Annotated in this window: 8 protein-coding genes and 1 tRNA gene; 6 read left to right on the top strand and 3 right to left on the bottom strand. The window is 61.0% G+C overall.

Features of this window, described 5'->3' with window-relative positions; genetic code table 11:
- Positions 1-24: 24 nt before the first annotated feature.
- Complete coding sequence (locus ACFQDI_RS21020) at positions 25-936, bottom strand: hypothetical protein (protein ID WP_377170591.1); 912 nt, start codon at positions 934-936, stop codon at positions 25-27.
- A 137-nt stretch (positions 937-1,073) separates the two neighbouring features.
- Between ACFQDI_RS21020 and ACFQDI_RS21015 the strand changes: the two genes are divergently transcribed.
- Both ACFQDI_RS21015 and ACFQDI_RS21010 read left to right on the top strand, forming a co-directional pair.
- Positions 1,074-1,946, top strand: a complete 873-nt coding sequence (locus ACFQDI_RS21015) for an alpha/beta hydrolase (protein ID WP_377170589.1) — start codon at positions 1,074-1,076, stop codon at positions 1,944-1,946.
- Between the two features lie 155 nt (positions 1,947-2,101).
- Complete coding sequence (locus ACFQDI_RS21010) at positions 2,102-4,912, top strand: M16 family metallopeptidase (protein WP_377170587.1); 2,811 nt, start codon at positions 2,102-2,104, stop codon at positions 4,910-4,912.
- A 249-nt stretch (positions 4,913-5,161) separates the two neighbouring features.
- On the opposite strand, the gene thiE is transcribed toward ACFQDI_RS21010, so the two are convergent.
- The gene (thiE, locus tag ACFQDI_RS21005; RefSeq protein ID WP_377170585.1) at positions 5,162-5,791 is read right to left on the bottom strand and encodes a thiamine phosphate synthase; all 630 of its coding nucleotides are present in this window, start codon (positions 5,789-5,791) and stop codon (positions 5,162-5,164) included.
- 411 nt (positions 5,792-6,202) lie between these two features.
- Between thiE and ACFQDI_RS21000 the strand changes: the two genes are divergently transcribed.
- The 3 genes from ACFQDI_RS21000 to ACFQDI_RS20990 all read left to right on the top strand — a co-directional run bounded on the left by ACFQDI_RS21000 (position 6,203) and on the right by ACFQDI_RS20990 (position 9,061).
- Positions 6,203-8,101 carry a TonB-dependent receptor plug domain-containing protein gene (locus ACFQDI_RS21000; protein ID WP_377170583.1) on the top strand — a complete coding sequence of 633 codons (1,899 nt, stop codon included), beginning with the start codon at positions 6,203-6,205 and terminating at the stop codon, positions 8,099-8,101.
- Between the two features lie 22 nt (positions 8,102-8,123).
- A complete protein-coding gene (locus ACFQDI_RS20995) occupies positions 8,124-8,900 on the top strand; it encodes an AraC family transcriptional regulator (RefSeq protein WP_377170581.1) in 777 nt (258 codons plus the stop codon).
- 86 nt (positions 8,901-8,986) lie between these two features.
- A tRNA-Val gene (locus ACFQDI_RS20990) sits at positions 8,987-9,061 on the top strand.
- An 85-nt stretch (positions 9,062-9,146) separates the two neighbouring features.
- On the opposite strand, the gene ACFQDI_RS20985 is transcribed toward ACFQDI_RS20990, so the two are convergent.
- Positions 9,147-9,488, bottom strand: a complete 342-nt coding sequence (locus tag ACFQDI_RS20985) for a hypothetical protein (protein WP_377170578.1) — start codon at positions 9,486-9,488, stop codon at positions 9,147-9,149.
- A 529-nt stretch (positions 9,489-10,017) separates the two neighbouring features.
- Here ACFQDI_RS20985 and ACFQDI_RS20980 point away from each other — a divergent pair.
- Entirely contained in the window at positions 10,018-15,081 is a 5,064-nt protein-coding gene (locus ACFQDI_RS20980; RefSeq protein WP_377170576.1) for a beta strand repeat-containing protein, read from the top strand.
- Positions 15,082-15,097: the final 16 nt, after the last annotated feature.

Here is a 15,097-nt window from a genome sequence, read left to right as displayed (position 1 = left end):
GAAAGCAGTGGCGGCCCAAAGAGACTAGGACTTGACCTCAATGGGGAGGGTCACCTGGGCAGGAGCGCCGCTTTCAGGCGCCTGCCAGCGCAGCACTTCGGTGCCGGGCTTGCCAGGATCTTTGGACAGCAGGTAAACACGGATCTGCAGCACCGGCTTTTCACCTTCCGGCCGGGGCACGGGTTTGATGCGCAAGGTGATTTCGTTGTGCCCTTTGACGAGGCCACCTATGAGGATCTGCTGGTCAAGCCCATCCCGCACGGGCTCATAGTCGGTGCCGTTCATGCTCATGACCGTCTCATAACCGAAGCTCTGCAGCTTGCTGCCCGCCTTGTAGTCCGGGACACGGCACAGAGGAGGCACAGGCGGCATGCTGCCAGGGGGCGTGTACTCGGGGGTGTCGAGAAAGTCGGGGCGCTTGCCTGCCTGCAGCTCCTTGACCATATCCGGAGCGCCGTCGAGCCGGGAGATGCGATTGCTGTCATACTTCCACACGCCATTCTCACGGCCGAATTTGAGCTTGAGGAGATTTTCCCGGATGAGCTCCTTGTCCTGGCCCATGTCGATCCGGCCAAAATAAACGAGGTGGGCGGTGTCTCCCACGGCCTGGGCCTCCAAAAGGCGCAAACCGGCCAGGTCGGGAGGCTGCACTTCTGAGGCGAACACGGCGTCTGGAAAAGTCTGGCGCTCGCTGACCACCATGTTGCGGATGACCGTCTGACGGTAGCGGGTGATGCTGGCCGCCCAGGCGGGGGCATCTTTGCGCTGCATGGCATCACGCCATTTATAATAGGCCTTTTCCAGCACCGCCTGCAATCCGGCCGCAGTCTCCTGGGTGCGCGCCAAAGGCGTCGAGAGTTGAAACAGGCTTAATCCAAGGATTAGGGAGAGGTACTGGCGCATGGCGGGTGCGGTGGAGGCTGGGAACAAGGGCATGTTTCATACAAAAACAACCGCTCATCACCTTTTATAATTAGCATCCCGGGAAATTTGCTGTGATAGTTTTAATCCAGAGTAAAACCATTTGCCGATTTGGTGATTCTGGTAAACGTCAACGTCTTTACCCCTCAAACATGGAGTCCCACAGCGAAGGTCACCCCCGCACGCCCCCGATTGATCGCAATCGGGAGCTGCTGAAGACCGCCCGAGAAGAAATCTACAAGACCGTAGGTGGCGTTAACCTCTCGGCTTACATTTGGGAACCTGAAGTGGACAAGGCCCCATCATACCCCAAGTCTGTGGCGGCATTCTTTTTCAGCAGCGGCTGGGACAATGGCCAGGTGGCGCAGTTTGCCCCGCATTGCGTGTATTTCGCCTCACGTGGCATGACGACGATCTGCTTTGACTACCGCGTCGCCACCCGCCACGGCACCGGACCTGTGGAAGCCATGGCCGATGCGCGCTCTGCCATTCGCTGGATCCGCATGAACGCGGTCGAGCTCGGCATCAATCCTGGCAAGATCGTGGGTGTGGGCGGTTCCGGAGGCGGGCATGCCATCGCCTCTTCGGCCATTCTGAGCGGATTTGATGACCCGTCCGATGCGTTGGACTGCAGCCCGGCGCCTAACGCCATCGTGCTGTTCAATCCGGTGATGGACACCTATTCCAAGTATGCCTTTGGGCGTGACCGCTGGCCAGACCAGGCGACCTGCAAGGCTGCCGACCTCATCCGCGCCATCCGCCCAGGCCTGCCGCCGATGCTCATCATGCACGGCACCGGAGACCGCGTGGTGCCCTTTGACGGCTCCTATCAGTTTGCCCGCAAGTCGAGCAAGAAGAAGAACCTCTGCCGCCTGATTGAATTTGAAGGACAGGGCCATGGCTTTTTCAATTTCAACCTCTCCTTTGAGATGTACGAGGCCACGCTGATGGCGATGGACGAGCTCTTCGTCGAGCTCGGCTTCCTCGAACCCGACCCCGAAGCGGGACTGGGCAAGGTGGAATAGACCGCCTGAGGCGGGAATGACGAATTCCGAAACCCAAATGACGAATTTCAGCTTTGCCGCCGTTTCGTCATGCGGTTCTACGCGTATTCATCCGCCGCACTGAATTTCCACGCTCGTTCGCACTCTCTTTCTCAACCCACAGCCAGCCGCAAACCATGCTACGCTCCCTCTTCCTCGCAGCCGTCGTCGCCTCCACCGCGCATGCCGCCACCTGGCCTCAGGACACCAGCGATCTCAAGGCCGACCCCAAGGCGCAGTTTGGCCAGCTGGAAAACGGCCTGCGCTACGTCATCCTGCCGCACGATGAGCCCCCCGGCCGCGCCAGCATCCGACTCTACATGGATGTGGGCTCCCTGATGGAGCAGGACGACCAGCAGGGCATGGCGCACTATCTGGAGCACATGGCCTTCAATGGCTCCCGCCACTTCAAAGGCGGTGAGATGGTGGAGTACTTCCAGCGTCTGGGGATGGGCTTCGGGGCTGACACGAACGCGCACACCTCCTTCAAGGAAACCGTGTACATGCTGGAACTGCCCAAGGTGGAACCCAAATACATCGCCGAAGGCCTGCAGCTCTTCCGTGATGACCTCGACGGCATGCTGCTCAACGAGGCCGAGATCGACAAGGAGCGCGGCATCATCCTCAGTGAGAAGCTCAGCCGCGACTCCATCGAGTACCGCACCATGATGGCAGGCTACAAGTTTGCCATGCCCGAGTCCATCCTGCCGGACCGCATGCCCATCGGCACGGAGGAAATGATCAAGACCATGAAGCGTCAACGCTTTGTGGACTTCTACGAGAAGTACTACACCCCCAAGCGCGCCGTCATCGTGGCCGTGGGCGATTTCAAAGACACCGCCGCTGTGAAGGCGGAGATCGAGAAGCAGTTTGCCGATGCCAAGCCGAAGCACGGCGACGCCGAAGACCCCAATCTCGGCAAGGTGACCTCCGGCTACGGCACCATCGCCAAGCTGCACACCGAGATGCAAGCCGAGGCCCTGACCATCTCCGTGGAGATCCCCCGCCCTGCCAAGAACAAGCCCGACAGCGCCGCCACCCGCCGCGAGAAAACCATCCGCGATCTGGCGGACATGATGATCAACCAGCGCCTCTCCAAGCTGGCCAAGGCCGAAGGCGCCCCCTTCATGGGCGCAGAGAGCTACAGCTACGAGTATCTCGAGTTTGTGAGCGTGAACGGCATCCAGGCCCAGTGCGACCCCAAGAACTGGAAGGCCACGCTGACCCTGCTGGAAACAGAGCTGCGCCGCGCCATCGAGCACGGCTTTACCGATGCCGAATTTGAAGAAGCCAAGGCCACCGTGCTCAAAGGTGCGAAACTCCGCGCCGACCAGGCTGAAAGCCGCAAGTCCCGCGATCTGGCCAGCGGCATCGTCAGCATCATCGCTGGCAAGAAGGTCTTCACCCATCCTGCGGATGACCTCGCCCGTGTGTCCACCGTGCTGGCCAGCCTGAAGAAGGAAGACAGCCACGCCGCGCTCGTGGAAGACTGGAAAGGCGATGACGTGCAGCTCTTCCTCGGTGGCAATCTGAAGCTGGAAGGCGATGCGAACAAGCAGATCATCGACACCTTCAAGGCCAGCCGTGCCAAGCCCGTGGCCGCTCCTGCCAAGGAAGAAACCGCCGCCTTTGCCTACACCGAGTTTGGCCCTGCCGGCAAGGTGGCCAGCCGCTCCGAGGCCAAGGATCTGGAGATCATCCAGGCCGTGTTTGAAAACAACGTGCGCTTCAACTTCAAGCACACTGAATTCGAAAAAGGCACCATCCGCGTGCTGATCAACTTTGGCGGTGGCAAGCTCAGCACTCCAGCAGACAAGCCGGGCATCATCCCCTTTGCGCAGAGCACCTTCCAGCTCGGCGGCCTGGAAAAGCACGGCGTGGACGACATCCGCCGCATCTTTGCCAGCCGCACGGTAGGCAGCGATTTCTCCATCGGCGACGAGGCCTTTGTGCTCAGCGGCCGCACCACTCCGGCAGACCTGGAGGCGCAGATGCAGCTGCTCACCGCCTACCTCGTGGCCCCCGGCTACCGCGAGGAGGCAGCGCGCCAGTTTGAAAAAAATCTCGAGCCCATGTACACCCAGCTGCAGCACACCGCCGAAGGCGTGATGAATGGCGAGGTCGTCTCCTTCATCCACTCCGGCGACGCACGCTGGGGCTTCCCGAAGATCGAAGTGCTGCGCCAGCGCACCCTCGCCGAGCTCAAGGCCTGGCTCACCCCTGCCCTGACCCAGGACTACCTGGAAGTGACCGTGCTCGGAGACGTGGACGAAGATGCTGCGATCAAGGCCGTGGCCAAGACCCTGGGAGCCCTGCCCAAGCGTGCTGAAAAGAAGCCCGACTATGCCAAGGAGCGCGCCGTGGCCTTCCCCAAGCCTGAGGCCAGCAAGACCTTCCCCTTTGACACCGAAATCCCCAAGGCCATCGCCACCGTGTACTGGCCCACCACGGACATGACCAACATCAAGCGTGCACGCCGCCTGACCCTCCTCGGTGCCATCCTGGACGACCGCCTGCGCATCAAGGTGCGCGAAGAGCTGGGAGACACCTACAGCCCCGCGTGCTACCACGTGGCCAACGACACCTTCACCGGCTACGGCTACATGACGACGATGATCGAGTGCAAGCCCGAGCTGGCCGACTCCCTGACCAAGCTCGTCATCGAGATCGGCGACAAGCTGGCGGCAGGCCCTGTAAGCGACGACGAGTTTGACCGCGCCATGAAGCCCATGGTGGCCCAACTGGAGCAGATGCGCCGCGACAACCGCTACTGGTCCATGAACGTGCTGCGCTGCGCCCAGGAGCACCCTGAGCGCCTCGACTGGGCCCGCAGCTTCATCACCGACTTTTCCGGCATCAAGAAAGAGGAGATCGAAGCCCTGGCCAAAGAATACCTCGGAGCCAAGCGCGCGGTGAGTGCGGACATCATTCCGATCGAGAAGAAGTAACCCCAAGGCGCCAGGGTCTCCGGACACCGGGTGTAAACTCAAAGCAGCAGCCCGCCCGGCTAGACTTCCCCCGTTTCTGCGGGAGAGGATACACGCACACGTCAGCGCGGGCGGCGGCGGCTGGGAGATCAGCCGCCCCACACGCGCTGCTGCATGCATAAACCCCTCCGTTGAATTTGTTGAAGTCCCCTACAGGCCTGGGGCACCTGCACATGGCGAGGATGGATGTGAGGGCCGGATGATCCCCGCTCACGCCACCACCAGCCGCTGCTTCAGCGCCCGCACCTCGCAGCTGACATCCGCCGCCTGCAGAAACGCGGACACGACGACCACGCGACGCGCCCCGGCGGCGATGACCTCGTCCAGCCGTCCTGCATTCACCCCGCCGATGCAGAAGATCGGGAGGGTGACACGGCGATGGACTTCGGTGATGTCATTTAATCCGATGGGTACGTAGTCGGGCTTGGTGCCGGTGGCATACAGCGGGCCAAAGCCAATGTAGTCCGCGCCTTCCTCCTGCGCGGCGACGGCCTGGGCGAGGCTGTGGGTGGATTTGCCCACAAAGCACTCCGGCCCCACCACCGCGCGCGCCCTGGCCACGGCGTCGTCATCCTGCCCGACGTGCACGCCCTCGCTGCCCACGGCTGCGGCCACCTGAAGATGGTCGTTGATCACGAGCGGAACGCCATGGGAACGGGTGATTGGAAGCATGACGCGGGCGAGGCGCTCGATCTCCTGCGCCGTCTGCTTCTTGGCACGCAGCTGCAGGACATCAACGCCGCCGAGGCAGAGCTGATCGGTCATGGTCGCGACGTTTTCCGCCGTGACATAACCGAGGTCAACGATGCCGTAGAGCCGTGCTTCTTGAATGCTTTTCATGGGTGAGTCCTGCATGAGCGGGGATGCGGAGGAGTGCAAGCCGAGTTTCCAGTTGCCTGAGATGAACGAGAAGCCTATGGAACCGGAATGGCGGCGGACCTCCTCGTGATGTCCCCCGTTTTCTTTATCTGCAGGGCGCGCAAGCGCCGTGCAGCCGTTTGCAGATGCAGGGAAGGCCGTGAGAACCGGCCACAGTGGCGCTGCGGTATCGGGTAACAACCCTCCATCCATGTCTTCGGACATGGAGCAAAGCCAATCGGGAGCAATCCTTGGTGAAGGCGGAGGCGAGGCGCGGTGGATCATTCCACCGCAGAAACCCGGAGTCCGAACATCTCGCTGCAAATACATCATCCGACCCGCCATGTGGCGGTGAGCGGATGATTTCATCGAACCAATGAACACCCCAACGACATGTACCTCCAGAAACACTCTGGTCGCCGCCCCTGCGCAGCGATCACCGCGGCACTTTTAGCCGTCATCCAGATCAGTGCGGCCCAGACACCCGCTAAGAAGCCAAAGAAGACGCAAGACATCCCCGAAGTCGTCATCACGGCGACGATGTCCGAGACGGAGTCCTGGCGCACCGCCAGCAGCGTCACGGTCATCGACCGCAAGAAGATCGAGGAGCAGCAGTACCGCTTTGCGGTCGACGCCCTGCGTAACGTCCCCGGCGTGACCATCGCCACGCCCGGCATTCCCGGCAATGTGGCCACGGTGATGACACGCGGCACCACCACCAAGGATACCGCGCTGATGATCGACGGCAGGCCCCTGCCTGCCAACCTGGCAGGTTCCTTCAACCTGGAGACCATGGCGCTGGACAATGTGGAGCGCATCGAAGTGCTGCGCGGCCCCGCCGCCAGCCTGTATGGCGGGCGCACCATGGGCGGCGTGATCAACATCATCACCCGCAGCGGCAAGGGCCTGGAGAAGCCAAAGAGCACGGCCTTCTTTGAAACCGGCAGCTACGGCACTTTCCGCGAAGGTTTGAGCTCCATCGGGGCCATCGGCAAGCTGGACTGGGGCATTGAAGCGAGCCGCACAGACATGCAGGGGCAGCGCGAGAACAGCCAGTTCAAACAAACGAACCTGGCCGGCAAGGTCGGCTACCAGTTTGCGGACAGCCTGCGCTTTGACCTCGACATGCGGCACTACACCGCGGAGGTGGGCGATCCCCGTGCGAACGTCGGCACGAATGCGAATGATCCGGACAACCGTGTGCTGACGGAGTTTTGGAGCATCTCGCCACGGCTGGTGTGGGACACCAATGACCGCTGGACGCAGTCGCTCACGTTTTCGCACAGCCAGTTCCGGCAGGTCTCCACCGGGTACAACGACCCGCCGTTTTTCAATCCGGACAACCGCACCAGCTCACGCACGGATTTTTTGGAATACAAAAGCATCGTGAAGGTGACGGACAAGTGGACGCTCACCGCCGGAGCGTGGTTTCAGGATCAGAAGATCAGCCGAGTCAATGACACCGCCGGGATGCTGGACATCTCCCAGGCGCAGACGAACTATGCATTGTTCGTGCAATCGCAGGCGGAGCTCTTCAAGGGCTTCAATCTCATCAACGGCGTCCGCTATGACAAGTATTCGGACTTCAGCAATGCCTTCACCTGGCGCAGCGGCATCAGCTACATGGTGCCGAAGATCAACACCGTGCTGCATGCGAACTACGGCACCGCCTACACCCCGCCCACGCCGCAGGATCTGACGCCCGTCTTCGGCGGCAATCCTGCCCTCATCACCCCCGAGCGCAGCCGCGGCTACGAGGCGGGCATCTCCCAGCCGCTGTTTGAAAACAAGCTCACATTGCGCGCCACTTTCTTCCGCAATGACCTGCGCAACACCTACCAGTACCTGCCACCGTTTTTCATCCCCGTGGCCGTCGGTTCCGCCACCACTCAGGGCCTCGAAAGCGGTCTCGACTGGAACCCCTGCGCCATGTTTGGCCTGAACCTCAGCTACACCTACCTGGACGCGTATGACAATACCAACATGGCCCGCCTGGTGCGGCGTCCGCGCCACTCCATCTCCGGCGGGATCCGCTTTCAGCCGGTGAAGGATGTGACGTTCAATCTCAGCGCCATCTATGTGATCGACCGCGAGGACTATGACCCCGTCACCTTCGCGCAGCGAGACCTGGAGGATTATCTCAACGTGCGGCTATCCGCGAACTGGCGTGTAAGCGAGCACCTGGATCTCTTTGCGCGGGTGGAAAACCTGCTCGGGGAAAAGTACGCCGAGATCCCAGGATACCCCGTCATGAGCACCGGAGCCTATGCCGGGCTGCGTTTGCGCTTTTGATCTGCATGGCTAACAATGGGGCGTGAGCAGCCCTCCGCCACGCCCCGAATCCCCTGCCGCACTGCGCGAACGTTTCATCCGTCGTGTCAGTGCGGACAGCCCCTTTTACCGGCTGTTCGACCACCTGCCGGACCTGGCCTTCTTTGCCAAGGACAGCGACTTCCGGTTCATGTGCGCGAGCCGCCGGTTCATGGACCGCTTTGGCATCACGGAAGAGGCCGGCATCGTGGGCAAAAACGACTTCGACCTCTTCCCTGCCCGCCTCGCGGAAAACTTCCGGCGCGATGACGAGGAAGTGATGCGCACCGGCAAGGCGCAGCTCAACATCGTGGAGCTGTTCTTCACCGACCAGGGCCTGCCGGACTGGTTTGTGACCAACAAACTGCCGCTGACCGACGCCAAGGGCCGAGTCATCGGCATCATGGGCACGGTGCAGAGTTTTGAGGGCAAGAAGCAGCTGCTGCAGCCCTACCTCCAAATCGACCGCGCGCTGGCCTACATCCGCGAGCATTTCCGGACCGGGGTTTCCATCACCGAACTCGCGCAGATTGTGCACCTTTCGCCACGGCAACTGCACCGCAAATTTGTCGAGACTTTTGGCGCGAGCCCGCAGGCCTTCATCATGAAGCTGCGCATCCAGGCTGCCTGTGAGTCCCTGCAGAGAGAAGGAGCCAATATCTCGGACGTGGCCCGAGATCTGGGTTTCTGTGATCAGAGCGCCCTGACACACCACTTTCACCGGCACATGGGCATGACACCGCTCAAATACCTGCAGCAATTCCGGCTCAGGCGGGTCTAGACGGGCAACATTTCAAAGCAGAAGAGCTGCAATTTCCATTTGCTCCGAGGCCGAAGCCCTGTTACAGACTCCGCCCCACGATTTTCGCGCGATTAGCTCAGTGGTAGAGCATTGCCTTCACACGGCAAGGGTCGCAGGTTCGAACCCTGCATCGCGCACCATTTGTTGTCAGGCTTTGATCAGCCGTGACCTGTTCACACGAAGCAGGTTCAAATAAGCCGGAGAAGCTCATTATGCTGACGCTCTTCAAACTTGCGGGATGAGTTCACCCTCGCGCACCAGTTTCCCACGCTGCAGAAAGAGCTGCCCCTGCTTGATGGTGAAGAATTCGAAATGGGGATCGACGGCGTCGTCATCGATTTCGCAACGCAGCTCGCCCTCGGCTTCACCAAGGGTTTTTGCGACTTCTTTAAAAAGCTTCAGGATCACGTGATCACGCTCACGGCCCATCCAGGAGAACTCCAGGGACTGCAGAGCCAGATCTACCTCGATGTCGTTTTCAGCAAACAAGTCGTCCAACTGGTCTGCCTTTTCGCGGGAGAGGATCTTGAATGTGAAATAGCCATCGTAGGTTCGGATTTCGCTCATGCGTGGCATGCTTGGCAGCTTTTTCGTGTGTGAACCAGCGAAATGATGCCCGGAAAAGCTTGGGCACCAACCACGTGAAGCATGACATCTGGAGCGAGGTGTCTGCGGGCTTGTGACTTCATGTTTGGGTGGACAGCCAGCGCCGCATCGTGCCACCCGCCTCCATTTGAAGGCGATCTTCTTATTTTGCACCTCCAGATCCCCTACCCTGAAAGTGTCCGAAGAGTAAGATGCCATTCATTGCTGCTTCGAAGCATACATTCATTCCCCTTCTTGCGATCCGTCCTGAAACCATGATCTGAATTCAAAAGATGTTCATGATCTTGTGGCGCTTTGCGCCACTTATCGACCTCAGGGCAGTCTGCTTTTGAACTTGTGGGATTCTGGGATAACAGAACGCCCCCTTTTGCTTTTCCAACCAAGAAGAGCGCCCCCCAAAAAAACCATGAGTGCTCCGCTACTCAAAAGGCAGCTTCGTCGCTGTACCTTTTGTCTCATTCTTCATGCCTTGTTGCTGTCCGCCCTGCTAATGCAGCACGCTCCCGGCTTTGCCGCAGATGCAAACTGGACTGGCGGCACAGGCACACTGCTTTGGTCCACCGGAACGAACTGGAGCACCTCTTCTGCACCGGGCGACACCACAGGCACCACGAATGCGGACACCGCGACTTTTAACACGGCGGCGGGTGCGACGACCATCACCATCGACACCGGACGCAATCTGCGCAATCTGCTGTTTACCAACACAGCAGGCGGCTCTTTTACGATCGGCAGCGCCGGGGCCAATGCGGGAGAAGCCCTGCTGCTGAGCAGCGGTGGCTCTGTGACGATGAACTCTGGCAACACCTCCACCGTCACGCTGAATGCGCCGATGGTGATCGAGCCGGTCAGCAACGCTGGCAATGGCTCCTACACCTTTGCCAACAACTCCACCTCCACGCCCACCACGGACGCGAACCCCTACCCGATGACCATCAATGGCAGCATCAGCGGAGGAGCGACCACGGGCACCATCACGCTGAATTTCGCCGCCACCACAGGCAACCGCAGCAACGACGCCTCCGCCAACATCATGAACGGCCTCATCTCAGACGGGGCATCCGGCGGCGTCAGCGTGAATGTCACCGGCAGCGGCGGCCAGCTGGGCGTGTGGCGCTTCAACAACAATAACAACAGCTACACCGGCAGCACGACCGTGAACAACGGAACCCTTATCTTCACCAGCATCGCGAATGCCGGGGTGAACAGCGCCATCGGCGCGGGCAGCATCCTGAATCTGGGCAGCAACACGCATGTGAAATACGTGGGCGGCGCGGCCTCCACCGACCGCGCCATCACCGGCAGCGGCTCCTTTTACAACAACGGCACGGGCGCGCTGACCCTGAATGGCACCCTGGCGGCCGGGCTGACGTTTCGCGGATCGCAGAACTTCATCGTCAACGGCCTGGTCTCCGGAGCCTCCGGGCTCTCACGCACGGATTCCGGCAGGGTGTTTCTCAACAACAACAACAACTCCTTCAGCGGCAACATCTCCATCTCCGACGGTGCATTTCAGGTGCTGACGATCTTCAACACCGGCGTCAATTCTTCTGCCGGGAAGGGCAGCACTATTTCTCTCGGCCAGGCGAGCGCCACCATCGGCACCTTTGAATACGCAGGAAACACCACCTCCACAGACCGCCTCATTGTGATGAACAACGCCGCCACGGGCAACACCGGACGCGGCGTCATCAATGCCATGACAGCCGGTCAGACGATCACCTTCACCAACGGCGTCCGTTTGGCCAACGGCAACACCGTCAGTTCCAACGCCAACTATTCCGACCTCACTCTGACCGGCAGTGGCAACGGGGAGATCCAGGGGCAGATCGGTGGCACCACCAGCAACGCCGCCACCGTAGTGAACATGCAGGTCATCAAAACCGGCACCGGCACCTGGACGCTCTCCGGTGCCAATACCTACACGCTGCAGACCACGATCAGCGCGGGCATTTTGAACATCCGCAACAGCAGCGCCCTCGGTGCGGTGCTGACCAGTGAAACCGTCCCCTCGGCCGCCAACGCGGGCACCGTCGTCGCCAGTGGCGCCACCCTTCAGCTGCAGAACAACATCAGCGTGGGTGCCGAGGCTCTCACGCTCAGTGGCACGGGTGCCACCGGGCAGAATGGCGCGCTTGTCAACGTCAGCGGCACCAACAGCTACGGCGGCGCACTGACCTTTGGCACTGCGAATGTCGCCATCTCCTCAGACAGCGGCAGCCTCGCCCTTACCAGCACCACCGCCATCGTCGGCGGCACCCGCAGCCTGACCCTCACGGGCGCGGGCAGTGGCAGCCTGGCCGCAGCCATAGATACCAGCGTCGCCAGCCTGACCAAGAACGGCACCGGGATCTGGACGCTGAGCGGAACCAACAGCTACACCGGCGCCACAGCGGTGAATGCGGGCACGCTGAATGTGAAGGGAACGCTTGGCAATACAGCGGTGACTGTGGCCAGTGGCGCAGCTTTCGCGTATGCAGGTGCGCTTGGCGGCAGCCTCACCGCCGCGAACAACACCACGATCATCGTTGGCGATGCATTGACAGCTGGCAGCACGGGCACGCTGACCGTTGGAGGGAATCTGGTGCTCAATGACAGCACGCTCCTCCTCTTTGATCTGGGCACCAGCAGTGATCTCATCCAGGCCAATGGAACCCTCATCACTCTCGATGGCGTTGTGCGCGTCACGACCGGCGCTGGTTTCACCGCAGGCACCTACAAGCTCATCGGCTACACCGGCACCCTGACCGACAACGGGCTCGTGGCCCAGATGCTCGCCGGATACAACACGAGCATCGTCGTCGATACCGTGAACAAAGCCGTCAACCTCGTGGCCACCGCCATCAGCGCGCAGTATTGGGACGGCACGGACACCGTGGCAGACAGCCTCGTGGACGGCGGAGACGGCGTCTGGACCAATGCCGGCACCAACTGGACGCTGGCAGACGGCAGCAACAACACCAACTGGTCGGCCTCGGCGGAAAAGATCGCCGTGTTTGCGGGGGCCACAGGCGGCACCGTACAAGTGCAGGATGCCGTGGTGGTGAACGGGCTGCAGTTTGCCCGGAGCTACACGCTGGCCAGCTCGGGTGGGCAGATTCAAATCTCCAATGCGGCTACGGAGGTGCGCGTGGATACTGGCGCGACTGCCACGGTAGCAGCCCCTGTCACGGGCACTGGTGGCATCAACAAAACCGGAGACGGCACACTGATATTCACCGCAGCCTCCGGTACCAACACCTACTTGGGCAGCACCCTTGTCACATCAGGCACGCTGAAAATCGGTGCCAATAACACCCTGCCCACGAACACCGCTGTTACCGTTGGCTCAGGATCCTTCACCGCCACTCTGGATCTCAGCACCGCCAGTCAGAGCGTCGCCAGCCTGCAGATCGCATCCAATAGTGCCAGCGCCTACAGCACCGTCATCATCGGAGCTGGGCAGACACTCACGGTCAATGGCAGCTTCTACGTCGGCGTTGCTGGCAATGTCAAAGTCAACACCTTTGCCGCCGTCACTGGCCCAGGCGCCTTGGTGGTGAACAATGCCAGCGCCAACTTCGAGGCGGGCCTTCAGACAGTCACCTCGCAGACTGCCGCCAATCTTCTGCCCAATGCCACAGGCCCGCAGTTTGACATGGCAGCCAATGCCAACAACACGACCACCGATTTCACCGGCCTCGGCTCCTTCACCGCCAATGTGAACGAATTCCGCGTGGCCCAGGGTATCAACAACATCAGCACGCTCAAGCTCTCAGACACCAGCAACAGCATCACCGCAAACTCCGTGCAGATCTCCAACAGCGCGGACTTCAATGCCGGCCAGGGCACGCTGCAGCTCGGTGCAGGCACCAACGTCATCTCCACCAACACGCTCAATATCGGCGTCTCCAAGGGCGTTGGATTCGTCCAGTTCGCATCCACAGCCCCTGGCAGTGCAGGCACCGTCGTCATTGGCGGAAAGACTGGCGCCACCACCAACATCGTCGTCGGCAGTTCTTTGTCCACGAACACCGGGGCTTTCCCCACCGGCACGCTTGATCTTCGCGGCCACACCGCCACCGTCGCGGCAGGCTCGCTTGTCATTGGCAAGCGCAGCAGTCCAGGAGCAGGCGGCGCCCTCGGCACAGTTTCATTCGACACCGGAACCTTCACCGCCAACAGCGTCGAACTCGGAAGCATGGGTGGAAATGGCGGCACCGTCGTCAATGCCCCCGAGGCCAAAGGCACACTCAACATTGGCGGCGGCACCTTCACCGTCAATGCAGGCGGCAGCTTCGTCCTCGCCACCTACGCCAACACCAACACCTTCGGCAAAGCCACGGGCATTCTCAACATCACCGGCGGCACTCTCATTTCCAACGTCAACATCACCGAAGGCGGCAGTGCAGGCTCCACCACCAGCAACACTAGCAGCACCATCACCCTCAACGGCGGCACGCTGGACATGACCGGTCACAGCATTGGCGATGCCGTCAACGTCATCGACACGCTCACACTCGCCTCCGGCACGCTCAAAGACGTGCAGGAAATCAACGGCGGTGGCGCCGTGACCAAGAGCACCACGGGCACGCTCACGCTCCTCGGCACCAACACTTACACCGGAGCCACCACGATCAGCGCAGGCACCTTGCAGGCGGGCAATGGCGGCACCTCAGGCACGCTCGGCTCCGGGAATGTGGTCAACAACGCCACCCTGGCCTTCAACCGCAGTGATCTGCTGACAGTAACCAACAATGTGAGCGGCTCGGGTGTGGTGAATCAGACGGGAACAGGCACCACCGTGCTAAAAGGTGCCAGCACCTACACCGGACAGACCACAGTCAGTGCGGGCAGCCTGCTGGTGAACAATGCGTATGCCGGTACGGATTCCGCCACAGGCACCAACACGGTGCAGGTGAATGCAAACGCGACTCTCGGGGGCACAGGAAGAATCGCCGGTTCCGTCAATCTCGCTGCAAACGCAACTCTGGCACCGGGGGGCAATGCCGCCACCGTCGCCGCAGGCACCGCTGGGCTGAGCACGGAGATCGGCACCGTTTTGATCGGCGGGAATCTCACCGTCGGCGCCTCTGCCACGCTGGCTCTGCAACTGAAGAACAGCGACTCCGGCCTCAACGCGACCTTTGATGCCATCACCAACCGCCTGACCAGCGTGAGCGGCACCGCGACGGATGGCGGCAACGACCGAATCATCGTGAATGGCACGCTATCGCTCGATGGAGCCTCCACCCTCAGCGTGACTCTGGGCGCAGGATTTGTGCCCACCTACCAGGCCGTGTTTGACCTGGTGGACTGGACCGGCTCAAACATCGCCCTGTCTTATTATGACTCGGGCAGCGGCATGCGCGTGGGAGGCAGCGCCGACAACGCGGGCTTTGCGCTCGACCTTCCAGATCTGACTGTTTACAACAGCAGCTGGTTTTGGGATATGAGTCTGTTTGGCAGCACTGGAGTGATCGCCATTGTACCCGAACCCAGCCGTGCTCTGCTGCTGCTCAGCGGCCTGCTGGCCCTTGGCCTGCGGCGGAGAAGGTGGCAGGCTTTGCAGTGAGAACGAGAAAGCTGAT

It is taken from the genome of Prosthecobacter fluviatilis, assembly GCF_042655725.1.
Lineage (GTDB): Bacteria > Verrucomicrobiota > Verrucomicrobiia > Verrucomicrobiales > Verrucomicrobiaceae > Prosthecobacter > Prosthecobacter fluviatilis.
The sequence above is the reverse complement of the archived record's forward strand: the minus strand, read 5'-3'. Positions and strand labels throughout refer to the sequence as shown.

Bases quoted from the DNA above. Each gene is read 5' to 3' on its own strand.
- ACFQDI_RS21020 (WP_377170591.1), bottom strand. From the start codon at position 936: ATGCCCTTGTTCCCAGCCTCCACCGCACCCGCCATGCGCCAGTACCTC.
- ACFQDI_RS21015 (WP_377170589.1), top strand. From the start codon at position 1,074: ATGGAGTCCCACAGCGAAGGTCACCCCCGCACGCCCCCGATTGATCGC.
- ACFQDI_RS21010 (WP_377170587.1), top strand. From the start codon at position 2,102: ATGCTACGCTCCCTCTTCCTCGCAGCCGTCGTCGCCTCCACCGCGCAT.
- thiE (WP_377170585.1), bottom strand. From the start codon at position 5,791: ATGAAAAGCATTCAAGAAGCACGGCTCTACGGCATCGTTGACCTCGGT.
- ACFQDI_RS21000 (WP_377170583.1), top strand. From the start codon at position 6,203: ATGTACCTCCAGAAACACTCTGGTCGCCGCCCCTGCGCAGCGATCACC.
- ACFQDI_RS20985 (WP_377170578.1), bottom strand. From the start codon at position 9,488: ATGAGCGAAATCCGAACCTACGATGGCTATTTCACATTCAAGATCCTC.
- ACFQDI_RS20980 (WP_377170576.1), top strand. From the start codon at position 10,018: ATGCAGCACGCTCCCGGCTTTGCCGCAGATGCAAACTGGACTGGCGGC.